General features: G+C 70.6%; 18 protein-coding genes. 9 read left to right on the top strand and 9 right to left on the bottom strand.

Going from position 1 to position 22,763, the window contains the following annotated elements; translation table 11 throughout:
• Window positions 1–104: 104 nt before the first annotated feature.
• On the bottom strand, window positions 105–761 hold the full coding sequence (locus tag QQG74_RS18460) for a response regulator transcription factor (RefSeq protein ID WP_341716012.1): 657 nt from the start codon (window positions 759–761) through the stop codon (window positions 105–107).
• 184 nt (window positions 762–945) lie between these two features.
• Window positions 946–2,349, bottom strand: a complete 1,404-nt coding sequence (locus tag QQG74_RS18455; RefSeq protein WP_341716011.1) for a glycosyltransferase family 4 protein — start codon at window positions 2,347–2,349, stop codon at window positions 946–948.
• A gap of 359 nt (window positions 2,350–2,708) precedes the next feature.
• On the opposite strand from QQG74_RS18455, the gene glgX reads away from it, so the two are divergent.
• The 3 genes from glgX to treZ are packed head-to-tail and all read left to right on the top strand — an operon-like array spanning window position 2,709 to window position 8,855.
• Window positions 2,709–4,826, top strand: coding sequence for a glycogen debranching protein GlgX (glgX, locus tag QQG74_RS18450; RefSeq protein ID WP_341716010.1), 2,118 nt, complete (start codon window positions 2,709–2,711; stop codon window positions 4,824–4,826).
• Between the two features lies 1 nt (window position 4,827).
• Window positions 4,828–7,113 carry a malto-oligosyltrehalose synthase gene (gene treY, locus QQG74_RS18445; protein WP_341716009.1) on the top strand — a complete coding sequence of 762 codons (2,286 nt, stop codon included), beginning with the start codon at window positions 4,828–4,830 and terminating at the stop codon, window positions 7,111–7,113.
• A gap of 17 nt (window positions 7,114–7,130) precedes the next feature.
• Entirely contained in the window at window positions 7,131–8,855 is a 1,725-nt protein-coding gene (gene treZ / locus QQG74_RS18440; protein ID WP_341716008.1) for a malto-oligosyltrehalose trehalohydrolase, read from the top strand.
• A gap of 76 nt (window positions 8,856–8,931) precedes the next feature.
• Here treZ and QQG74_RS18435 read toward each other — a convergent pair whose 3' ends face one another.
• Window positions 8,932–10,233 (bottom strand): hypothetical protein, encoded by a 1,302-nt coding sequence (locus QQG74_RS18435; RefSeq protein WP_341716007.1) that lies wholly within the window; start codon window positions 10,231–10,233, stop codon window positions 8,932–8,934.
• A 481-nt stretch (window positions 10,234–10,714) separates the two neighbouring features.
• The gene (locus tag QQG74_RS18430; RefSeq protein ID WP_341716006.1) at window positions 10,715–11,317 is read right to left on the bottom strand and encodes an HD domain-containing protein; all 603 of its coding nucleotides are present in this window, start codon (window positions 11,315–11,317) and stop codon (window positions 10,715–10,717) included.
• Window positions 11,318–11,497: 180 nt separating this feature from the next.
• Between QQG74_RS18430 and QQG74_RS18425 the strand changes: the two genes are divergently transcribed.
• The 3 genes from QQG74_RS18425 (at window position 11,498) to QQG74_RS18415 (ending at window position 14,205) form a co-directional block, all read left to right on the top strand.
• On the top strand, window positions 11,498–12,688 hold the full coding sequence (locus QQG74_RS18425; protein ID WP_341721276.1) for a helix-turn-helix transcriptional regulator: 1,191 nt from the start codon (window positions 11,498–11,500) through the stop codon (window positions 12,686–12,688).
• 136 nt (window positions 12,689–12,824) lie between these two features.
• On the top strand, window positions 12,825–12,995 hold the full coding sequence (locus tag QQG74_RS18420) for a hypothetical protein (protein WP_341716005.1): 171 nt from the start codon (window positions 12,825–12,827) through the stop codon (window positions 12,993–12,995).
• Window positions 12,979–14,205 carry a helix-turn-helix domain-containing protein gene (locus tag QQG74_RS18415; RefSeq protein WP_341716004.1) on the top strand — a complete coding sequence of 409 codons (1,227 nt, stop codon included), beginning with the start codon at window positions 12,979–12,981 and terminating at the stop codon, window positions 14,203–14,205. Before QQG74_RS18420 ends, QQG74_RS18415 begins: the two co-directional genes overlap by 17 nt.
• 20 nt (window positions 14,206–14,225) lie before the next feature.
• On the opposite strand, the gene QQG74_RS18410 is transcribed toward QQG74_RS18415, so the two are convergent.
• Complete coding sequence (locus tag QQG74_RS18410; RefSeq protein ID WP_341716003.1) at window positions 14,226–14,795, bottom strand: TetR/AcrR family transcriptional regulator; 570 nt, start codon at window positions 14,793–14,795, stop codon at window positions 14,226–14,228.
• 105 nt (window positions 14,796–14,900) lie between these two features.
• On the opposite strand from QQG74_RS18410, the gene QQG74_RS18405 reads away from it, so the two are divergent.
• Entirely contained in the window at window positions 14,901–15,809 is a 909-nt protein-coding gene (locus tag QQG74_RS18405; RefSeq protein WP_341716002.1) for a chlorophyllase, read from the top strand.
• 160 nt (window positions 15,810–15,969) lie between these two features.
• On the opposite strand, the gene QQG74_RS18400 is transcribed toward QQG74_RS18405, so the two are convergent.
• Complete coding sequence (locus QQG74_RS18400; RefSeq protein ID WP_341716001.1) at window positions 15,970–16,938, bottom strand: hypothetical protein; 969 nt, start codon at window positions 16,936–16,938, stop codon at window positions 15,970–15,972.
• Between the two features lie 358 nt (window positions 16,939–17,296).
• Between QQG74_RS18400 and QQG74_RS18395 the strand changes: the two genes are divergently transcribed.
• Window positions 17,297–18,250, top strand: a complete 954-nt coding sequence (locus QQG74_RS18395) for an SUMF1/EgtB/PvdO family nonheme iron enzyme (RefSeq protein WP_341716000.1) — start codon at window positions 17,297–17,299, stop codon at window positions 18,248–18,250.
• Window positions 18,251–18,326: 76 nt separating this feature from the next.
• Here QQG74_RS18395 and QQG74_RS18390 read toward each other — a convergent pair whose 3' ends face one another.
• The 3 genes from QQG74_RS18390 to QQG74_RS18380 all read right to left on the bottom strand — a co-directional run bounded on the left by QQG74_RS18390 (window position 18,327) and on the right by QQG74_RS18380 (window position 20,645).
• Window positions 18,327–18,875 (bottom strand): hypothetical protein, encoded by a 549-nt coding sequence (locus QQG74_RS18390; protein WP_341715999.1) that lies wholly within the window; start codon window positions 18,873–18,875, stop codon window positions 18,327–18,329.
• A gap of 203 nt (window positions 18,876–19,078) precedes the next feature.
• A complete protein-coding gene (locus tag QQG74_RS18385; RefSeq protein ID WP_341715998.1) occupies window positions 19,079–19,690 on the bottom strand; it encodes a carboxymuconolactone decarboxylase family protein in 612 nt (203 codons plus the stop codon).
• A 238-nt stretch (window positions 19,691–19,928) separates the two neighbouring features.
• Window positions 19,929–20,645, bottom strand: coding sequence for a GNAT family N-acetyltransferase (locus QQG74_RS18380; protein ID WP_341715997.1), 717 nt, complete (start codon window positions 20,643–20,645; stop codon window positions 19,929–19,931).
• A gap of 556 nt (window positions 20,646–21,201) precedes the next feature.
• Between QQG74_RS18380 and argG the strand changes: the two genes are divergently transcribed.
• Window positions 21,202–22,650: an argininosuccinate synthase gene (gene argG / locus QQG74_RS18375; RefSeq protein ID WP_341715996.1), complete on the top strand. Its 1,449-nt coding sequence runs from the start codon at window positions 21,202–21,204 to the stop codon at window positions 22,648–22,650.
• Window positions 22,651–22,763: the final 113 nt, after the last annotated feature.

The raw sequence follows: 22,763 nt of genomic DNA, 5'->3' as shown, positions 1-22,763 counted from the left end.
CGGCCGGGCTGCCCGGCGGCCGGGCCCGGCCGGGGCTGCCCGGCGGTCGTGCCGGGCCGGGGCTGCCCGGCGGTCGTGCCGGGCCGGGGCTGCCCGGCGGTGGCTCAGTCGGCGCGCAGCCGGTAGCCGACGCCGCGTACCGTCTCCACCAGACCCGGGTCGTCCAGTTTGGCGCGCAGTGCCGCGACGTGGACGTCGAGGTTGTGCCGGGTGGCCCAGGTGGTCTGCCAGACCTCCAGTTGCAGCCGGTCCCGGGGCACCACCGTGCCCGCCTGCCGGGCCAGGGCCACCAGCAGGTCGAACTCCTTGCGGGAGAGCCCGACCTCGCGGTCGGCGACCCAGACCCGCCGGGCGTCGACGTCGATGCGCAGCGGACCGGCCTGCAACGCCGTCGACGTCCGGACGGTACGCGAGGTCCGCCGCATCACCGCCTCGATGCGTGCCTGCAACTCGACCATCGAGAACGGCTTCACCACGTAGTCGTCGGCACCGGCGCGCAGCCCGGCCACCCGGTCCTGTTCCTCGCCTCGGGCGGTCACCGCGATGATGGCGACCACCTCGTCGTGCTGGCGGATCCGCCGGCACACCTCCAAACCGTCCCGGTCGGGCAGATTCATGTCGAGCAGAATGAGATCGACCCGGTCCGCCTCGACCGCCTCCGCGGCCGTGACCGCCTGCGTCACCTCGTGCCCCCGCCGTCGCAGCGCCGAGGCGAGCCCCGCCGACACCCGCAGATCGTCTTCCACCAGGAGCACCCGCAACCGACACCCTCCTCGACTTCGCCCCCGTGGATGGTGCGAGTCTGTCGGATGTGAACAGCTGCTTACCAGTGCGGATACAAGATCGTAACGGCAGAATGGGCTGACCGAACGGCCTGCGGTGGTACTCCGGGACGATTCCCCATGGCCTGTGCGGGCGAGGGAACGAGGGACGAGGGACGACGGCTCAGCGTAGACCGGCGGCGGCCAGCAGGTTGCCCTCCGGCACCGTGGGGCGGGCCCGGCCGTGCGCCATCTGGTGCGCGGCGCGTTCGGCGACGAAGCCCGGCGCCTGGGCGATCGCCGAGGCGTACGTGGCCGCGGTGCGGCTGGCGATCGCCGCCCAGCCGTACCGCTCGTCCACCATGGCGCGAGCACGGCGGGCCAGGGCGCGGGCCCGCTCGGTGTCGGAGAGCAGAGCGTGTACGGCGTCGGCGAGCGCGTCCGGGTCGTTGGGCCGGAAGGTCATCCCGGTCACCTCCGGCTCGACGATCTCGGCGAGGCCGCCGGTCTCGGCGACCGCGAGCGGCGCACCGGCGGCGGCCCCTTCCAGCGCGACCATGCCGAACGGCTCGTAGATGCTCGGCACCGCGAAGCAGTCCGAGGCGGCCATCACCGCCGGCAGGTCGGTGCCGCCGAGGAAGCCGGGCAGGCTTACCGTGCCGGCCAGCCCCAACCGGTGCACGTCGGCCTCCAACTCGGCCCGGTACGGGCCGTCGCCGACGATCACCGCGCGCAGCCCCGGGTGCCGCTCGCGCAGCCGGGGCAGCCCGGCGAGCAGGTGCTGTACGCCCTTCTCGTAGACCAGCCGGCCGGCGAAGGTGACAAGCGGACCGGCACCGGCGAAGCGGGCCCTCGCGTCGGTCACCGCCCGCGCCGGCACCCGCCAGCGTCGCGACTCGACCCCGTTGGGCACCACGTCGACCCGGCCGGCCGGTACGCCGAAGAGCCCGGTCACCTCGTCGCGCATGTAACCGGAGCAGACGATCACCCGGGTCGACTCGCCGCCGAGCCAGTGCTCCACGCCGTGGATGGTGCGGTTCATCTCCTCGGGCAGCCAGCCCTGGTGCCGCCCCGCCTCGGTGGCGTGGATGGTGCTGACCAGCGGCAGGTCCAGGTGATCGCGCAGGGTCATCGCGGTGTGCGCGACAAGCCAGTCGTGCGCGTGGATCACGTCGTATCCGCCGGCGGCGGCGGCGCGCAGCGCGGCCCGGGTCAGCGTGTGGTTGAACGCCATCGTCCAGGCGAGCAGGCTCTCGGTGGCCAGTGGGAAGGTGACCGGGTCCTCGGCGGCGCGTACCACCCGGACGCCGTCGACGTACTCCTCCAGCGGGGCGCCCTCGGCGTGCCGGGTGACGACGGTGACCTCGTGCCCGGCGGCGGCCAGCGCCACCGACAGCGCGTGCACGTGCCGGCCCAACCCGCCCACGAGCACCGGCGGATACTCCCAGGACAGCATCAGGATGCGACGGGTCTGCGGCGGGGTGGCCGGACCGGGCGGTGTCGGGAGTTGGGGCCGCGAGGTGAGGGTGGGGCGGTGCAGCCGGTCCGTGGCGGTGGCGGCGCGCCCGCCGACCCGCGTGGTCGTCACATCAGTCTCCGTCCGTGCAGCGGGAAGCGCGCCGGCATCGTTGGCGGCGAAAAGAGCAGCATTGGGTTTCGGACACGCGCGTACGCATCCGGTGGTGCGAGGATCAACGGGCGCGCGGACACGTGCCCGCGAACAAGGAAACGTCATGCCGGCCGGTTCTGCACCTTGAGAACGGTCACAGTGACCGAAGGCACGCAAGGGTTCATCCGGGATCAGTCAGGTGGATACCAGGCATTCACCCGATCGGATGGATTGGTGGCGGACCGTGCGGGGCATTACCGCCGGGCGTACCGCCCGGGGGCCCCGGACGGGGCGCTCATGGTGCGGGCGCGCTCATGATTCTTGGCCGAAGGAGCGAGATGCAGGTCTGGCCGGGCGAGCGGTATCCCCTCGGTGCCACCTACGACGGGATGGGCACCAACTTTGCGATCTTCTCCGAGGTGGCGGAGAAGGTCGAACTCTGTCTCTTCGACGAGTGGGACATCGGCACCGAGCGCCGCGTCGAGCTGCGCGAGGTGGACGCCTACGTCTGGCACGCGTACATCCCCGGGCTCGGGCCGGGGCAGCGATACGGCTACCGGGTGCACGGCCCGTACGACCCGGGCAACGGGCTGCGCTGCAACCCGCACAAGCTGCTCATCGACCCGTACGCCAAGGCCATCGACGGTGACGTGCAGTGGGACCCGGCGGTCTACGACTACGTGCACGGCGACCCGGAGCGGCGCAACGACACCGACTCGGCGCCGTTCATGCCGAAGTCGGTGGTGGTGAACCCGTACTTCGACTGGGGCAACGACGCCCCGCCGCGCATCCCGTACCACCACTCGGTGATCTACGAGGCGCACGTACGCGGGCTGACCATGCGGCTGCCCGGCATCCCCGAGGAACTGCGCGGCACGTACGCGGGCATCGCCTCACCCCCGATGATCGAGCACCTGACCCGGCTCGGGATCACCGCTATCGAGCTGATGCCGGTGCACCAGTTCGTCAACGACCACCGCCTGGCCGACCTGGGGCTGCGCAACTACTGGGGTTACAACACCATCGGCTTCTTCGCCCCGCACCACGCCTACTCCGCGCTCGGTCACCTCGGCCAGCAGGTGCAGGAGTTCCGGGGCATGGTCAAGGCGCTGCACGCGGCCGGCATCGAGGTGATCCTCGACGTGGTCTACAACCACACCGCCGAGGGCAACCACCTCGGCCCGACGCTGAGCTTCAAGGGCGTCGACAACCCCAGCTACTACCGGCTGTCGGAGGAAGATCGGCGCTACTACGTCGACTACACCGGCACCGGCAACAGCCTCAACGTCCGCAGCCCGCACTCGCTCCAGCTGATCATGGACTCGCTGCGGTACTGGGTGACCGAGATGCACGTCGACGGCTTCCGCTTCGACCTGGCCGCCACCCTGGCCCGCGAGTTCTACGACGTGGACCGCCTCTCCACCTTCTTCGAGGTGGTGCAGCAGGACCCGGTGGTCAGCCGGGTCAAGCTGATCGCCGAACCGTGGGACATCGGCCCCGGCGGCTACCAGGTCGGCAACTTCCCCCCGCAGTGGACCGAGTGGAACGGAAAATACCGGGACACCGTCCGCGACTTCTGGCGCGGCGAGCCGGCCACCCTCGCCGAGTTCGCCTCCCGCATCTCCGGCTCCGCCGACCTCTACCAGGACGACGGCCGCCGCCCGTTCCACAGCATCAACTTCGTCACCTGCCACGACGGCTTCACGCTGGCCGACCTGGTCTCCTACAACGACAAGCACAACGAGGCAAACGGCGAGGAGAACCGCGACGGCGAGAGCCACAACCGGTCCTGGAACTGCGGCGTCGAGGGCGACACCGACGACCCCGGCGTACGCACCCTGCGGGCCCGGCAGCGGCGCAACTTCCTGGCCACCCTGATGCTCTCCCAGGGCGTACCGATGATCGGCCACGGCGACGAGCTGGGCCGCACCCAACGCGGCAACAACAACGCCTACTGCCAGGACAGCGAGCTGGCCTGGGTCGACTGGGACAACGTCGACACCGAGCTGCTCGACTTCACCCGCCGGCTTGTCGAGTTCCGCCGCCAACACCAAGTCTTCCAGCGCCGCCGCTTCTTCACCGGCCTGCCGGTACGCGGTCGCGAGGTGGACGAGCCGCTGCCCGACCTGGCCTGGTACACCCCGGACGGGCGGGAGATGACCGGCGAAGACTGGGGCAACGACTTCGGCCGCTCGGTGGCGCTCTTCGTCAACGGCGACGGCATCCGCGAACGCGGCCAGTACGGCCAGCGCCACCACGACGCCTCCTTCTGGCTCTGCTTCAACGCCCACGACGCGCCACTTGACTTCACCCCGCCGCCGGTCGAGTTCGGCCAGCGGTGGGAGTTGGTGATCAGCACCGCCGAACCCGACCAGGACAAGGGCACCACCGTCGAGGCCGGCGGCACGCTCTGCGTACCGGACCGCTCCCTGGTGGTGCTGGAGAGGGTGGCCTGAGATGACCGAGCACCCCGTCGGCGCGACCTACCGGGTGCAGATCCGCCCCGGCTTCGACCTGGACACCACCGCCGGCATCGCCGGCTACCTCGCCGACCTCGGCGTCACCCACCTCTACAGCGCGCCGCTGCTGGCCGCCGCCCCGGGCAGCGCGCACGGCTACGACGTGGTCGACCACCGCCAGGTCAACCCGGAGATCGGCGGCGAGGCCGGCCGGCAGCGGCTGCTGCGGGCGCTGCGCGAGGTCGGGCTCGGCCTGGTCGTGGACATCGTGCCCAACCACGCCGGGGTGGCCGTGCCGGCGGCCAATCCGCCCTGGTGGGACGTGCTGCGCCGGGGGCGCGAGTCGGCGTACGCGAGCTGGTTCGACATCGACTGGGACGCCGGTCGGCTGCTGCTGCCGGTGCTCGCCGACCGCCCCGACGCGCTCGACGACCTGAAGCTGGCCGACGGGGAGCTGCGCTATCACGAGCACCGTTTCCCGATCGCCGACGGCACCGGCGACGGCAGCCCGATGCAGGTGCACGAGCGGCAGCACTACCAGCTGGTCTCCTGGCGACGCGGCGACGCCGAGCTGACGTACCGCCGGTTCTTCGCCGTTTCCAGCCTGGCCGGGCTGCGGGTGGAGGACCCGGCGGTGTTCGCCGCCACCCACGAGCTGATCCTGGCCTGGGCGCAGGCCGGCGAGATCGACGGCATCCGGGTCGACCATCCCGACGGGCTGCGCGACCCGGCCGGCTACCTGGCCCGGTTGCGCGCCGCCGCGCCGAACGCCTGGCTGATCGTGGAGAAGATCCTGGAGTACGGCGAGGAGCTGCCGGACTGGCCGGTGGCCGGCACCACCGGCTACGACGCCCTCGCGGCGGTCGGCGGGCTCTTCGTCGACGGCGACGGCGAGGCCGACTTCACCGCCCTGGACACCCGGCTCACCGGCCGGGCCACCTCCTGGGCCGACCTGACCCACGACACCAAACTCGGCGCGGCCACCCGGCTGCTCGCCGCCGAGCTGAACCGGCTCGCCGGGCTCGCCCCCGAGGTGGACCGGGCCGCCGCCCGCGCCGCCCTCGCCGAACTGGCCGCCGCGTTTCCGGTCTACCGGGGCTACCCGCCCGAGGGCGTCCGGCACCTGGCCAACGCTCGCGCCGAGGCGGGCCGCCGCCGCATCGACCTGACCGGCGCGCTGGACGCGGTCACCCGCCGGCTGCGCGATCCCGACGACGAGTTGGCCCGCCGCTTCCCGCAGTTCACCGGCGCGGTGATGGCCAAGGGCGTCGAGGACACCGCCTACTACCGGTGGACCCGGTTCGTCGCGCTCAACGAGGTCGGCGGCAGCCCCACCCACTTCGGCACCCCACCCGGCCGCTTCCACCGCTTCGCCGCCGCCCACCACGAGCGCTGGCCGGCCAGCATGACCACCCTGTCGACCCACGACACCAAGCGCGGCGAGGACGTCCGGGCCCGCCTCGCGGTCCTCGCCGAGCTGCCGCACCGCTGGGCCGAGCTGGTCACCCGGTGGATGGCCGCGGTGCCGCTGCCGGACGCCGCCCTGGCCCACCTGCTCTGGCAGACCGCCGTCGGCGCCTGGCCGATCGAACGCGAGCGCTTGCACGCGTACGCCGAGAAGGCCGCCCGGGAGGCCGCTGCCTCGACCAGCTGGACCGACCCCGACCCCGCCTTCGAGCAGGCCATGCACGCCCTGGTCGACGCCATCTACGACGACCCGGCCGTCTCGGCGGAGCTGGCCGCGTTCGCCGCCGAGATCACCCCGCCGGGCTGGTCCAACTCGCTCGGCCAGAAGCTGCTCCAGTTGGCCATGCCCGGGGTGCCCGACACCTATCAGGGCACCGAGCTGTGGGACAACTCCCTGGTCGACCCGGACAACCGCCGCCCGGTCGACTTCGGCGTACGCCGGGAACTGCTGGCCCGGCTCGACGCCGGCTGGCAGCCGGCGGTGGACGAGTCCGGCGCGGCGAAGCTGCTCGTGGTGTCCCGGACCCTGCGCGCCCGCCGCGACCATCCGGAGCTGTTCGGCGACTACCAGCCGGTGATCGCGGTCGGCCCGGCCGCCCGGCACGCCGTCGCCTTCGACCGGGGCGGCGCACTCGCCGTCGCCACCCGGCTGCCGCTGCGCCTGGCCGCGGCCGGCGGCTGGCGGGAAACCACCCTGTCATTGCCCGTTAACGAGATGTCGTGCCTGTTCACCGGGCAGGTCTACAGTGACGGTCAGGTCCGCCTGGCCGACCTGTTGGCCACCTATCCCGTCGCGCTGCTGGTGCCCACCACCTGACTCGGGAGGCTGCGATCATGTCTGAGTTCACGGTCTGGGCACCGGAGGCCAAGCGGGTGCGGCTGCGCCTGCCGCACGGTGCCGACCACGAGATGCGCGCCGGCCGGAACGGCTGGTGGAAGGTCGAGCTGCCCGGCGCCGGCCTCGACTACTCCTTCGTGCTCGACGACGACGAGCAGGCGCTGCCCGACCCCCGCTCGATGTGGCAGCCCTTCGGGGTGCACGGGCCGAGCCGCGTCTACGACCATTCGGCCTTCACCTGGACCGACGGCTCGTGGACCGGCCGGCAACTGCCCGGCAGCATCCTCTACGAACTGCACGTCGGCACCTTCACCCCGGAGGGCACCTTCGACGCCGCCATCGGCAAGCTCGACCACCTGGTCGAACTCGGCGTCGACATGATCGAGTTGCTGCCGGTGAACGCCTTCAACGGCGAGCACAACTGGGGCTACGACGGTGCCTGCTGGTTCGCCCCGCACGAACCCTACGGCGGCCCGGACGGCCTCAAACGGCTTGTCGACGCCGCCCACGCGCGCGGGCTGGGGGTGATCCTCGACGTCGTCTACAACCATTTCGGCCCCTCCGGGGCCTACGCGCCGCTCTTCGCGCCCTATCTCAGCGACCGCAACACCCCCTGGGGCCAGGCGGTCAACCTGGACGGCCCGCACTCCGACGGGGTACGCCGCTTCATCATCGACAGCATCCTGATGTGGCTGCGCGACTACCACGTCGACGGCCTGCGCCTGGACGCCGTACACGCCCTGCCCGACACCCGCGCGGTGCACCTGCTGGAGGAGATCGCCGTCGAGGTCGAAACCCTCTCGGTGCACCTGGGCCGCCCGCTGTCGCTGATCGCCGAGTCCGACCTCAACGACCCCCGGCTGATCACCCCACGCGAGGCCGGCGGCTTCGGCCTGCACGCCCAGTGGAACGACGACGCCCACCACGCCCTGCACACCCTGCTCACCGGCGAACAGCAGGGCTACTACGGCGACTTCGGCAGCATGGAATGCCTCGCCGAGGTGCTGCGCGGCGCCTTCTTCCACACCGGCACCTGGTCCAGCTTCCGCCACCGCCAACACGGCCGCCCGGTCGACCAGCGCACCCCCGGCCACCGCTTCGTGGCCTACCTGCAAAACCACGACCAGATCGGCAACCGTGCCACGGGCGACCGGTTGAGCATGTCGGTGTCGCCGGCCATGCTGCGCGTCGGCGCGACCCTGCTGATGACCTCGCCCTTCACTCCGATGCTCTTCATGGGCGAGGAGTGGGCAGCCACCACGCCGTGGCAGTACTTCACGTCGCATCCCGAGCCCGAGTTGGCCACGGCGGTCTCCACCGGCCGGCGGCGCGAGTTCGCCGCCCACGGCTGGTCGTCTTCCGAGGTCCCCGACCCCCAGGACCGGCAGACCTTCGTACGCTCCCGGCTCGACTGGGCCGAGCTGGACAAACCCGAACACCGGCAGATGTACGACTTCTACCGGCGACTGATCGTCCTACGGAAGTCCCGTCCCGAGTTGTCGGACCCGCACCTGTTCGCGGTCGACGTGCGGCACGGCGACCGGTTTCTGGTGCTGCGGCGAGGCGGCTGCCTGGTAGCAGCCAACCTTGCCGACAAACCGCAACGGGTGACGTTGCCGGGCGTGGCCCGCCGGGTCCTGCTGGCCACGGGCGAGGGCGTCACCGTCCAACGCGACAGGATCGAGTTACCAGCCGAAACAGCGGCCATCGTGGCGCTCTGACCCATCCACCTGGGCCGGGCGAGGGCGGCCGTCACGGCCCCGGTGGTCGGATGGCCCAACGACACGCAGGTCGTTGTCAAGCGCAGAAGAGAACGGCGCGGCAGTTGCTCGGCAGGTTGAACAAGACTGCGGTCTTGTCGAGGACCACCGTGCCGCGGGTGTTGTCCACCCCTCCGGCAGGAAGCCGGGAGACGTTGAGTGTGACCAGGTCCTTCGTGAGCCGGAGCCGACTGCCGTCGTTGAAGAGTCCGCCGCCCCTCGACGCCGCACCCGTCGCCTGATTCAGGCTGATCGTGCTGCTGCGTACGACGACCTCGACGGGCTGGGACGGGGCTCTGCTGGCGATGCCGCCTCCGTTTCTCGTCGTGACGTTCGCGGAGATCCTGCTGCGGTCGATCAGCATCGGGGAATTCATGATCTGGACACCGCCACCATTGGCCCGGGCCTTGTTGTGGCTCACTCTGCTCTCGTCGAGCGTGAACGACGCGGCCTGCCAGTTGCTGATTCCTCCGCCACCGCCACCGGAGATGTTCGCCGTGATCTCTGCCCGATTGATCGTGACGCTGGTGGTCGGCCCGGAAGCGGCGACGCCACCTCCGTCACCGCCAGCGGCGTTGGCCCTGACGGTGCCACCCCGGATCTCGGTCTGCCCGCCGACGATCGCCAGACCACCACCCGTCCTGGCAATGTTCTGACCGATGCTCGAATCCACGACGCTGAGCTGTCCCGCACCCTGGTAGACACCGCCTCCGCTGCCGGCCGCGGCATTGCTGGTGATCGTGCTGTTGACGATGGTCGTCGTACCGAAGTTGGCGATGCCGCCGCCACTTCCCCCCGCCTTGTTGTGGGTGATGACGGTGCGCTCGATGCGTGCCGTGCCGCCTGCATCGACCAGGATTCCGGCACCGTCCTCGCGGTTTCCGGTGCCATCGCAGTCGGTGGTGTCGCCGCCCGTCACGGTGGTGTCGACCAGATTGAGGCTGCCACCGGGGGCCACCCGCAAGACCCCAGAACAGCCGGGCGTCGCCGCCCCGGAGCCGATGACTGTCGCGCCATTCCCGACGATCGTGAGATGGCCGGTCACCGTCGGTGTCCCACCGGTTGCGGTGCTCGAAAGATCCAGCGTGTAGGTGCAGGCTGCGGCGAGTTGAAGGGTGGCCCGGCGTCCCGCATCGAGCCGGCTCACCGCAGCCGAGAGTTCGCCGGCGCGACAAGGCACCTCCCGCACACCCCGTTCGCCGCCTACGGCCGCCTGCGTCGCTCCGGCCCAGCCGGTCGTGCCGGTCAGGACGACCAACCCGGCCACGAATCGAACGAAGGCCGACCGGCCGGCCGTGAAACGATTCCATTTCGCATCCGTGCGTCGGTGGACTGCCATCAGAGTCTCGCCCTTTCTCTGCGGTGATCACAGGCGTCGAGCCTGCTGACACCGCCCTCGGCAAGCCGTTGACCTGCGATTTCATGGTGGCAGGTGTAAACATGAATAGCTATGCCGACGAGCGTGTGCCGGCTGCCGGCGATCTGGTCGGCGCTAATCGAGATCGAGAACGATGAGCGTCGACAGTCTGGTCGAGTCTCGACCCAGGTTGTCCTTGCCGGCCCCTGTCGAGCTGAACCGTTTGCGCCATCACGCGGGTGAGGACGTGAGGACGATCGCCGCGCTCAGACCAAAGAGAACCACCGGGCGATGCCGTCACCGCTGTCCCCATACTCACCCACCGGCCAGCCCATCCGCCGAGCCGCGATCGATCACCGGCTCGGTGACGCCGTAGTTCTCCCCTCGATCGGAGACACGAGCAGTCCACGTGGGACGGGCGTGATCGTGAAGCCCTGTCCCGACGACGGTTTCCTGCCGGTGACTACCTCCCCGTCTGACCGGCAGAGCCGACGGCCCCTCCCGGAGTGAGCCAGGCGAGGGGTTGGCCGGTGAGGGCGGCGTCGGCGAGGCGGTGGGCGGATGCGGTCTTGAGGGCGGCGCGGGAGCTGTCGATCCAGCGTTGGACGTTGTCGATGCCCTGGTGGCGGTACTCGACGGCTTGGACGAGGCATTCGAGCTTGTCGGCGTCGCGCGCCACGATGGCTTCGAGGGTCTCGCCAGCCTCGTACTCGGCGACGGCGGCGGTGATGACGTCGGCCACGGCGGGTGCGCAGGCGGCGACCTGGTCGGCGGTGACTGCGGTGTTGGGTACGGCGGTGAGGTAGCGCTTGGCGATGTGCGGGATGTCGGTGATCCGAGTTTCCTGCGTGTCGTGCAGGACGCAGAGCATGGACACCCGGGCGGGGTCGGCACCCTCCATGGCGGCCAGCATCATGCCGATCAGCGCGGCACGGAACGAGTGCTCGGCGATCGTTTCGGGATGCTTGACTCCGGCGAACCACCAGCCGGTGCGGGCGGCGCGTTTGAGTACGCCCGCCTCGAAGATGAAGGCGATTGCCCCGGCTGTCCCGTTGTCGTCGCTCATCTGCCCGTCCCTGCGCCGGTCATTCCGTCTGCCAGAGGTTATCTCCGGAAGGGGCCACAATGAACGTCGTTGCTGCGTGCGTGGGTATCGATGGCACGGCAACCGGGAGTACCGTCCAACTTGTAGGCCGAGGCGTCGTGTGGTGCTGGCAAATCGGCTACCTGGGAGGTGGCGACGACCATGGTCCAGAAGGCTGACACCGTTGGGGCGAGGATCCGCTATTGGCGGATGCGCCGGGGCGGGATGTCTCAGGCCGTCCTCGCCGGGCTTGCTGGCGTCAGCCAGCCGTACGTCTCCCAGATCGAGTCGGGCCGGAAGACCATCGACCGGCGCTCCACCCTCGTGGCGTTCGCCGCAGCCCTCCAGGTCACGGTGGCCGACCTGCTCGGCCAGGGCACGGAACCGGGCGATCCTGCCCGTGAGAGTGCCACGGAGTGTGTGCCGGCGATCTGGTCAGCGTTGATCGAGATCGAGGACGGCGAACGACGGCGGCCGACCTGCACGCCGGAGCAGTTGGCTGCCGACATTGAGCGGAGCGATGAGCTCCGCATGATCTGCAACTACCCGGCCATGGCGAGGATGCTTCCGGGCCTGCTCGTGGAGGCTGCCGCCGTGGGCGGTCCGATCCTGGCACGGGCTGCTTACCAGGCATCGACATGCCTACGGCACCTTGGATACCGGCACCTGGCGCTTAGCGCGGCGAGGGTCGCGGTGTCTGCTGCCGAGGGTGCTGAGGATTCGGCGTGGATGGCGGCGGCGCGATTTGTGTACGTGCAGAGCTTGCCGATCGAGTCGGCGGCGCTTGCTGCACGGGCCGCCGATCGGTCGCTCAGCGAGTTGCAGGCTGACGCGGCCGATGTACGGGTGCGTCAAATGCTCGGGCAGCTTCACCTCTCGGCGGCGTTGGCCTCCACCGTCGAGGGTCGTTCGGACGTCGCTCGCGACCATCTCGCCGAGGCGACTCGGGAAGCGAACAGTCTCGGGGATCCGGCCGACGGAGGGGGCTTCAACGGCTGCGGATTCGGACCTACCAACGTTGGGCTGTGGCAGATGTCCATCGCAGCGGAGCAGGGAGAGATGGGCCGGGTGATCGAGCTGTCGCGGACGCTCCGACCGCAGGTGCTGGCGGCAACGAACCGCCAGTTGGCCTACTGGCTTGACCTCGGCCGCGCCCTGTCAGAAAGCGGCCGTCGGGACGCGGAAGCGCTGGGCGCATTCGTGCAGGCGGAACGTGCCGCGCCCATACCGTTCACGTTGAACCCGCTTGCCCGCGATGCGGTGGTGACCCTCGCTCAGCGGGCGAAGCGTCGGGCAGTTTCGGACGACCTGCGGCTGCTCGCCGGTCGGATGGGCATTCGTCTCGCCGTATAACTGGCAGTAATCATTCAATCACCGCCTCGTCATAACGTCGAGTTCGGGAAGGCGATCGCCTTCTTCGGCCAGATGAGACGGTGAACAGTCCCCCTCCTGCTCACGATCTCCACGGCCGAGCTTGATGGAGGTGGGGATGCCAGGTCAGGGCGACGAGTCGGTCAGTCGGGGTGAGCGGATTCAGGCGGCTGAGCGGGAGGCGGCGAAGCGGCGGCTGCTGGAGCAGGCCGAGGCGGAGCGCGTACCGGTGGAGGAGACCACCCGGGCGGTGCCGGATCGGCGGTGGCGGCGTGACCGGCCGGAGTGAGGTGCCGATCGGGCGGCGGGTGGCGCAGTGGCGGGTACGGCGGCGGATGACGCAGCAGGGGCTGGCCGACCGGCTGGGCAAGTCGAAAAGCTGGATCGACAAGGTGGAGCGGGGCGTCCGCCGGCTCGACAGGTACTCGGTGATCCAGGATATCGCCAAGGTGCTGCGCGTCGACCCGGCGGCGCTGCTCGGCGAGCAACCGCCGCCGGCCGGTGGCGACGTCCGCGACGGCCTTGACGGGGTACGCGCGGCGCTCGCCCGGCACGGGGTGTTCCAGGCACCGGTGCGTCCGGTGTCGACGGCGGAGCTGCGCCGGCAGGTGGGGCACGCCTGGTTGAGTTTCCAGCATGGGCAGTACGCCCAGGTGGTGCGGGCGCTGCCAGGTTTGCTGGACGCCGTGCAGACCAGGCCGGTGGGGGAGCCGGGGCCGGCGGAGCTGGCGGTGCAGGCGTACCGGATCGCCTCGTCGGTGTTGGTGAAGCTGGGTGAGGCCGGCCTCGGCTGGCTGACCGCCGACCGGGCGGTGGCGGCGGCCGGTGGTGATGCGGTGCTTGTGGGTACGGCGACCATCTCGATCGGGCAGGCGTTGCGGCTCGCCGGCCGGCAGCGGCTGGCGCTGGCCGCCACCGTCGTGGCCGCGCAGCGGCTGACCATGGCGGCGAAGCGGCCGTCCCGGGTGCCGGCGGGGGACGGTCCGTCGCCGTCGGGTCGGCGGGCGCAGGAGTGGGCCGTGGGTGGGACGCTGCTGCTCCAGGGTGCCCTCGCCGCCGCCGGCTGCGGCGAAGCTCGGCAGGCCGAGGCGCTGCTCGACTGGGCCGACGGCGTGGCGAGCCGGGCCGAGGTCGCGGACGATCCACAGCGTACGAGCTTCGGGCCGGTCGCCGTGGAGATGGCGCGGGTGCTGGTGGCGGTCGAGCGGGGCGAGTTGGCCGAGGCGGTCACCCGGCACGAGTTGGTGATCCGGCGGGACGGGTGGCGGCGGCTGCCGGCCGAGTACCGGGGCGCCTACCTGGTGGACGCCGCGCGGGCGTACCTGCTCGCCGGTGACCCGGCCGGGGCGGGCCGGATGCTTGTCGCGGCCGATGGGGTCGCGCCGGCCGAGGTCCGGGCGCGGCCGTCGACCCGTACCCTCCTCGGCGAGCTTGCCCGGTGCCGACCGGTACCGCCGGGTGTGGCCCGGCTGGCCACCTTCGTCGGCCTCACCCGCTGACCCGGCCTCCCTCGCAGGTGTCACCGGGCGGTGCGACATCCGACCAGCAGGCGGGCCACCATGTCCTGCGCGTGGGCCCGCTCGTAGCCCGGGCCGAGGATGCACAGGTTCCCCACGGCACGCATGAGGGTGTACGCGGTCACGCTGGGGTCGATCTCGCCTGCGGACACGCCTGCGGCAATCAGCGACGCGCATGCCGGGACGAGCTTGTCGAGCATCAGCTCATGCAGCGTGAGCAGGCTCGGATCCTCCGACTGTAGGGCGACGCCGAGCCCGTGCTTGGTCACCAGGAACTCCACGAACGCCTCGATCCAGCGCGTCAGTGCCTCACCGGGCGCGATGCTTTCCCGCTCCAGCGCCGACGCCAGCGCCACACACTCCTCGATCTGGTGGCGGTACACCGCGATGACCAACTCGGCGCGGTTGGGGAAGTGGCGGTAGACCGTGCCGAGGCCCACGCCGGCCCGCCCGGCGATGTCGCGGATGGGCGCCTGCACCCCCTGCTCCACGAACACCGCGGCAGCAGCGGCGAGAAGGGCCTCGCGGTTACGGCGTACGCCTGCCTCACGTGCCCCAGGCGACTCGATCACAGTTCCTCCCTTGCTCGCGGAACATTGTTCCGCTAAATTTGGCGGAACAGCGTTCCGCCTGATTGTGGCAGACACCCTCACCAGCGCAGAGGAAGCAGCAACCGCATGCACCTGCACCAGCTCGCACAGCAGATCATGGCGATCAAGCCCGTCCCCGTGCCCACCACCGGACGCGACATCGACCTGGCGGTCAAGGTCACCGCCCCGGTGTCCGGCCACCACCTCCCAGTGATCGTGTTCTCCCACGGCAACGCCTGGTCCATGGACGGGTACGAGCCGCTCGTCGACAGGTGGGCCGCCGCCGGCTTCGTCGTCGTCCAGCCGACCCACCTCGACTCCCGCCGCCACGGCATCGGGTTCGACGACCCGCGATTCGGCACCATCTGGCGAGTGCGAATCGCCGACCTGCACGCCGTCCTGGACAACCTCGACGACATCATCACCCAGGCGGGACTGACCGGCCGCGTCGACGCCGAGCGCGTCGCCGCCGTCGGACACTCCTGGGGCGGTCAGAGCGTCGGCACCCTCCTCGGTGCCCGCGTACTCGACGCCGACGGCACGCCAGGCGAGGACTTCTCCCACCCGTTGGTCAAGGCCGGGGCACTGCTCGCCGCGACGGGCACCGGCGACTCACTCACCCCGTTCGCCGTGGAGCATCTGCCGTTCATGCGGCCGGACTTCGCCACGATGACCACGCCGGCCCTCGTCGTCACGGGCGGCAAGGACCAGTCGATGATGTCCACCCGTGGGCCGGACTGGTTCACCGACGCCTACCACCTCAGCCCCGCCCCCAAGAGCCTGTTCACCATCACCGACGGTGAACACACCCTCGGTGGGGTCGCTGGCGAGCAGGTCGCCGAAACCAGCGACGAGGATCCCGCCCGCGTAGCCCTGGTCGCCGACGCGGTCTCCGGCTACCTTCACGACACCTTCGACCTCGACGGCACGGCCTGGAAAGCTCTCACCGAGAGCGCCGCGACCAGCGACGGCGCCTACCACGTCGAGCACAGGTAAGCCCGAGTGCTGGGCCGGAGCGCACCCGCTCCGGCCCGGACCGGCACCGGCTCACCCGTTGCCCCCATCGGCAGATCGCGCAGTCAGCGGGCTCATCATTCCACTCTGGCACTCATCCGCCGAGTGACAGCTGCGGAGCAGAGCGGGGCGAACGAAACACTCAGCGTGCTCGCCATCGGGCAGGGTCGTCGTGGCCGTCGGCCAGTCGGATCGAGGCCGCCAACTTCAGCGCCTTGTCGCGACCGCCCACCGCCTCGTTGGCGCGCCGGCTCATGATGTGTACCTCCGCGACACACTCGGTGCAGCCGCCGGGAAACTTCCCTACCCGATAGACCGCTGGGTCCGTCCTGGCCCAATCGATCGCGGTGCCGGGACGGCCCGACACGGTGACGTCGTCGGTGCGGTTGTCTCTGCCGTCGGCGACGCTCTGGGCGCTGATGCCAATCATGAAGTCGGGCTCCGGGCTGCCGTCGTGATCCTTGATCGGCTTGAGCAGGTACTGGGCGTAGGCGTAGTCCTTCACCGACTCGTCGTCGGCCCAGCGCAGCGCCGCGCCGCCGAGCACGGCACCGTCGGGCAGTGCCATCGTCTGGATCGGCAGGGCCAGTGGCGTCGTCTCCCAGCGAATGCCTTCGGCCACCCGACGCGCGAGATCGTGGGGCTGGTCAACACCGGAGGCCGAAATCCGCATCCACGCGTCCGGCGCGTACTCCCAGGACAGAATCCCGCCTTCGTTCTGCCTGGCGGGACGACCACGCACCGGTGCGACCGAACCACCCGGGACGTGCCATCCGGCTTCCTCGTCGTACTCCCGATCGTAACGATGAACATCGGCGTCTCGCGCTGCCATCATGACCTCGACGCGCCAGTTTGAGTCGGGCGGGTACCTGTCGTTGCGATCGAAGGGGACATCGGGTCGTCCGGCCACGGTGAGGACGTGCATGTCCAGCTCTGTCGTGTAGCTGACCTGGCGGGCGGGGCCAGGGAGTGGGCCGAGGCGGATCAGTTGCTGGCCGGGGTCGAATCGGGTGGGTGCCGAGTCTGGTGGGTCGCCCGGACCGACGCTCTCCGGTCCCCGTCCAACGATCCACACGGTCATACCTGCCGCCACCGCCACCACCGTCGCCACGGCCCCGAGGACCAGGATCCGGCGCCTGCCTCGGCGGGCCGGCAGCACCTCGACGTCGGGCGCAGGTGCGGCCCCGCCGGTCTCGTTCCCGTCACTCGCCACGAACATCCTCCCCGACCTGGTGCACTTCGACGGCGCGGTCCGGGGAGTCTACGATCGATCCCCACCACGCCGCTGCCCGTCGAGCGCGCTCCGCTGACCGGCCGGGTGTTGGGCAAGATCGTGCTCGTTACGCGAACGAGTGGCCTCAGCGTCGCGAGGATGCCACTCGTTCCTGGAACGAGCGTGACCATCGACGGTCGATCGTGGGGCGGTGCGCGAGGCGATCCGCCCACTGTCCCGGTAGGCGGATAGGTCGGTGCCTACCGGGGCCCGTCGGCTCTCCAGCAAGGACGTCGGCGTGCCGCCGGCCGGCAGTTGGCGGATCGGGGCAGACGACAGCCCGTATCCGCTGGAACGGCCCGTGCACACGGTGTCTTTGCCCAGCTTCGAACTCGCCCGGACCCCGGTCACCAACGCGGAGTACGCAAGCTTCATCGCGGCCGGCGGCTACCGGGACGATCGTTGGTGGCGTACGGACGCGGCCCGGCGCTGGCGTCGTGGCGAGGGACTCGCCGAGATCATCGGCGCGGAGTGGATCAAGAAGCGGGACAACCTCCGCCGTCATCCGCAACTGCCCGTCGAGATGCTGCGCACCGGCGCCGCGACCCTGCACCAGGCCGTCAGCATGGTCAAACTGACCGCCATGTCCGACGTGGAGATCACCGACGCGCTCGCCGCGATCTACGGTTCCGGGCCGCCACGGGCGCCCGGTTACTGGGACGACAGTCGGCTCAACCAACCTGGCCAGCCGGTGGTCGGCGTCAGCGTCTACGAGGCCGAGGCGTACTGCGCCTGGCTGTCCGAGGTCACCGGCACAGTCATCCGGCTACCGTCGGAGTACGAGTGGGAGGCGGCAGCCGCCTCCGGCGGCCGGGCTTTTCCGTACGGGGACTCGTTTGATCCCTCGGCGGCGAACACCTTCGAACTGCACGTACGCACGACCACGCCGGTCGGGGTCTTCACGGCCGGCGTCTCCGTAGCGGGCTGCCACGACCTGTCGGGAAACGTCTTCGAGTGGACGGCCAGCCCGGCGACCCCGTACCCACATCCGGACACCCGTCCCGGCTCCGACGATCCGGGCGCGGTCCGGATCTGTCGCGGCGGATCCTGGCGCCACCACTGGGTGCGCGCCCGGGCCGCTTACCGGGGGCGCGGTCAGTGTTTCGTACGCAACGACGACCTCGGATTTCGCCTCCTCCGAGAGCGCTGACCCGCAACCCGCCGAGCGCTGTTGACCATGAGGTTGGCGGCAGCTGAGGAGATCGACTTCGCCGCTAACCTCATGATCAACCAGTCAGGGTGGGGAGATCCAGAGCGGTACGGGCGGCGGCGGTGAAGGCGTTGCGGTGGGTGGTGCGCTCCCGGAGTGCGGTCAGGTGCTCGGGGCGGTGACGGGTGGCCAGGACGCCCGGCTCCGTGGCCTGCTCCCGGTGGAGGTGGCGCTGCTTGGCGTACTCCTCGTTGATGCTGCGCACGGTGCGCCCGGCGGCCTCGGCGACCGGATCCGGGCCCGCCAACAGCACCAGGTTGTACGCCTCGTCGAGCGTGCGCAGCGTCGGGTACGGCGACTCCTCACCCGGCGCGGTCTCCACACCCACCCAGCCGGTGTCCAATGCCCGGTACGCCCGGTCGCAGGCGGCCAGGAAGCCTACGTACGTCTCCCGTCGGGCCTGCTGCCGGCGGAGCGTACGCTGCTCGGCGCGCTCCTCCCGGGCGGCGGCGAGTTGCCCGGCGACCTGCCGGCGCACGGTCAGCGCGGTGACCAGCCCGGTGAGCCCGGCGGCGGTCAACGTGGAAAGTGACGTGATCAACGCGATGGCGACGGTGTCCCGCATGCCGACAATCATCCCGGGTTGATCAAGTCCACTCTCGACCCGCCTGTCCAGCGCACACCGCACGCCTGGGCGACGGCGCGGCTCGGGCCGGCGGAGGCGTCGCCGCGCGTCCGCCGGCCGATCGGTCTGGTCGGGTCTCGTTCGCTCAGGCCCGCGTCGCCGCCGCGTGCGCCGGCTCATCGGTCTGGTCGGGTCTCGTTGGCTCAGGCCCGCGACGGCGTGCCGGACGACCCCGCCTGGGGCATGGACTGGGTGCGGGGCTGGGCCAGCGGCGGTAGGCCGCACGAGGTGGCGAATCCCTGCGCCTCGATACCGAGAGCGACGTTCATCCGCGCGGCGAGGTTCGCAGCCGCGACGAACGCGGTCAGTTCGAGAAGTGCCGGGGCGCCCAGTCGCTTGAGTAGTCGGCCGGAAAGCTCGTCGGTCACCGTCGGCGGCGTCTGCGACATCGCCTCGGCGTACGTCAGGACGTCACGCTCCAGTGGCGTGAAGACCTCCGACTCGCGCCACCGGGGTATCTCACGGGCCTTGACCAGGTCCAGCCCCTCGTTGCGGGCCTGGAAGTAGCCCATGTCGAGGCAGAACGAGCAGCCGACCAGGGACGCCACCGCCATGTGGGCGTACGACTTCAGGTCCTTGTCGCACTCGTTCCACTTGTTTGCCTTACGACCCAGCCCCATGGTGGCGGCGAGCACCCCTTGGTGGTGCCACATCACGCCCAGGGGCTCGGGCACCTCGCCGAGCATCTTCTTGGCCACCCGCTTCACCAGCGCACCCTTGACGCCGGTGATCTCAGTTTTCGGGATCCTGGTCATCTCTCCTCCTCGACTGCCGGTTCCGGGCATCAGACACCGGCCAAGGTGGATTCGTGACAGCCCGACGATCTGTGGCAGTCTGCCGCTGGGCCGTGTCGGCGAGGATTCTCGCGGAGTTCTCGCGGAGTTCGCGCGGAGTTCGCGCGGGAGTTCTCACGGGGTTCGCGCGGGGGTTCTCACGGGAGTTCTCACGGGGGTTCGCGCGGGGGTTCACGCTGGCGGTGACGCTGGGACGGGGTCAGCCGCCGAGGCGAACACTCAACTGGGCGCCGAGTTCCCGGAAGCCGAGCGCCCGCGCCACCCGACGCGACGGTTCCGGTCGAGCCCGCCATTGCGGCAGCATCCGATTGGTCAGGCTCTCCGCCACCGCCGCGCTGGCGACGACCCGGGCCAGGCCCCGCCTACGCTGGTCCGGCGCGGTAAGCACACTCAGGTGAGCCACCTGCCCCGGCCAGTGCCGGTAACCGGCCGCCGCCACGACACGGGTACCGGCACGGATGACGAAGGCCGGAGAGGTGATCTCGGCCAGCCCGCACTCGTCGGCCTCGTCGGTCGGGACGGAGGCCAGGAGATCGGCGAGATCCGGATGGCCGCCGGGCAGTCGCTCCGGCGGCATGCCCTTCGCGTACGGTCGGAAGCCGTGCTCGTCGCAGTAGGCGAGCGTCGCGGGCCCGAGTACCTCTTCGACGGGCAGTAGCGCGGCCAGCCGCTCGGGATCGGTCATCGCCGTGACCGGCAGGTTGTCCAGCGCCTTCCGGACAACCTGCGCGAAACCGTCGACGGGTACCGTGCTGATCGCCGCGTCGCCCAGGGCGACGATCCCGACCCAGTCCGGCGGGCAGAGCAGCGATCGTGCCGACACCGCCACAGCGACGCCCCGAGCAGGAAAGATCATCGGTACGCCGGCCAACTCGACCCACAGCCGTCGCGCCCGCACCAGCAACCCCGTCCCCACCCCCGATGCTGGCTGCTCCGGCCCCGGCCCCGGCTCCGGCCCCGGCCCCGGCCCCGGCCCCGGCTCCGGCCCCGGCTCCGATGCTCGGCGCTCCGGCTCCGCCGCTCGGCGCTCTGGCTGCGGTGCTGGCTGCTCCGGCTCCGGCTCTGACGCTCGGCGTTCCGGCTCCGCCGCTCGGCGCTCTGGCTGCGGTGCTGGCCGCTCCGGCTCCGATGCTGGCTGCTCCGGCCCCGGTGCTGGCTGCTCCGGCCCCGGTGCTGGCTGCTCCGGCCCCGGCGCTGGCCGCCCCGGCCCGTCGTTACGACCAACAGCCATGCCGGGCATCTTGTCGTCCGGTAGCCCTCGGCGCCACGGACTTTTGTTCCCGCGCTGCTACCCGTGACCCGCGCCCGCGCCGTGCTGCCTTGCGCTGCCCGCGCAGCTCGCATGGTGATGCGGGCGGCGCTGCGTGGCAGATGTTAAGAGGGGGCCCTTCCTATGCACGAGGCGTTAATAAGGGGCCCTTCCTTTCACCGTCAGCTTGCATGGGTATGCGGGGTGGTGCATACTCTTCCTTGTGTCCAAGGTTCTGACCTCCCTGCCCACCGGTGAACGTGTCGGCATCGCCTTCTCCGGCGGCCTCGACACCTCGGTCGCGGTCGCGTGGATGCGCGACAAGGGCGCTGTGCCCTGTGCGTACACCGCCGACATCGGCCAGTACGACGAGCCCGACATCGCCTCGGTGCCCGGCCGCGCGCTCAACTACGGCGCCGAGCTGGCCCGGCTGGTCGACTGCCGAGCCGCTCTGGTCGAGGAGGGGCTGGCGGCGCTGACCTGCGGTGCCTTTCACATCCGCTCCGGTGGGCGGGCGTACTTCAACACCACCCCGCTGGGCCGGGCGGTCACCGGGACGCTGCTGGTGCGGGCGATGATCGAGGACGACGTCCAGATCTGGGGGGACGGCTCGACCTTCAAGGGCAACGACATCGAGCGTTTCTATCGGTACGGCCTGCTGGCCAACCCCCAGCTGCGGATCTACAAGCCGTGGCTGGACACCAGCTTCGTCACCGAGCTGGGTGGGCGCAAGGAGATGTCGGAGTGGCTGCTGGAGCGCGGCCTGCCGTACCGGGACAGCACCGAGAAGGCGTACTCCACCGATGCCAACATCTGGGGTGCCACGCACGAGGCGAAGACCCTGGAGCACCTGGACACCGGCATCGAGACGGTCAGCCCGATCATGGGCGTCCGGTTCTGGGACCTGTCGGTGGAGATTCCCACCGAGGACGTCACCATCGGCTTCGACCAGGGCCGTCCGGTGACCATCAACGGCAAGGAGTTCGCCAGCGCGGTCGACCTGGTGCTGGAGGCCAACGCCATCGGCGGGCGGCACGGGCTGGGCATGTCCGACCAGATCGAGAACCGGATCATCGAGGCGAAGAGCCGGGGCATCTACGAGGCGCCCGGCATGGCGCTGCTGCACGCCGCGTACGAGCGGCTGGTGAATGCCATCCACAACGAGGACACCCTGGCCAACTACCACAACGAGGGTCGCCGGCTGGGTCGGCTGATGTACGAGGGCCGCTGGCTGGATCCGCAGGCGCTGATGCTGCGCGAGTCGTTGCAGCGCTGGGTCGGCACGGCGGTCACCGGCGAGGTGACGCTGCGGCTGCGCCGGGGCGAGGACTACTCGATCCTGGACACCACCGGCCCGGCGTTCAGCTACCACCCGGACAAGCTGTCGATGGAGCGTACCGAGGACTCGGCCTTCGGCCCGTCCGACCGGATCGGCCAGCTCACCATGCGTAACCTGGACATCGCCGACTCCCGGGCGAAGCTGGAGCAGTACGCGAGCCTTGGCATGGTCGGCGGCGCCCCGCAGCGGGTGGTCGGTGCCGCGCAGGCGGCCTCGACGGGGCTGATCGGCGCGATGCCGCAGGGCGGCGCGGAGGCCATCGCCTCCCGGGGCGTGGCCACGGCGGAGGACGAGGCACTCGACCGCGCCGCGATGGAGTTCGGCGTCGACTGACCGGGCCTGGCCGTCGCGGCGCTGTGGTCAGTTGGTGCGCTGCGCGTTCTGCCGGGCGGCGGGATGCGCCGTAGCCGGATAGCATCGCCGTTGGTCGATGCTCCCGTTCAGCT

Origin of the sequence: Micromonospora sp. FIMYZ51 (assembly GCF_038246755.1) — a bacterium.
Taxonomy (GTDB): domain Bacteria; phylum Actinomycetota; class Actinomycetes; order Mycobacteriales; family Micromonosporaceae; genus Micromonospora.
Note: the sequence above shows the minus strand (reverse complement) of the source record. Positions and strands in the feature narration are given on the sequence as shown.

Bases quoted from the DNA above. Each gene is read 5' to 3' on its own strand.
- glgX (WP_341716010.1), top strand. From the start codon at position 2,709: ATGCAGGTCTGGCCGGGCGAGCGGTATCCCCTCGGTGCCACCTACGAC.
- treY (WP_341716009.1), top strand. From the start codon at position 4,828: ATGACCGAGCACCCCGTCGGCGCGACCTACCGGGTGCAGATCCGCCCC.
- treZ (WP_341716008.1), top strand. From the start codon at position 7,131: ATGTCTGAGTTCACGGTCTGGGCACCGGAGGCCAAGCGGGTGCGGCTG.
- QQG74_RS18435 (WP_341716007.1), bottom strand. From the start codon at position 10,233: ATGGCAGTCCACCGACGCACGGATGCGAAATGGAATCGTTTCACGGCC.
- QQG74_RS18430 (WP_341716006.1), bottom strand. From the start codon at position 11,317: ATGAGCGACGACAACGGGACAGCCGGGGCAATCGCCTTCATCTTCGAG.
- QQG74_RS18425 (WP_341721276.1), top strand. From the start codon at position 11,498: ATGGTCCAGAAGGCTGACACCGTTGGGGCGAGGATCCGCTATTGGCGG.
- QQG74_RS18420 (WP_341716005.1), top strand. From the start codon at position 12,825: ATGCCAGGTCAGGGCGACGAGTCGGTCAGTCGGGGTGAGCGGATTCAG.
- QQG74_RS18405 (WP_341716002.1), top strand. From the start codon at position 14,901: ATGCACCTGCACCAGCTCGCACAGCAGATCATGGCGATCAAGCCCGTC.
- QQG74_RS18390 (WP_341715999.1), bottom strand. From the start codon at position 18,875: ATGCGGGACACCGTCGCCATCGCGTTGATCACGTCACTTTCCACGTTG.
- QQG74_RS18385 (WP_341715998.1), bottom strand. From the start codon at position 19,690: ATGACCAGGATCCCGAAAACTGAGATCACCGGCGTCAAGGGTGCGCTG.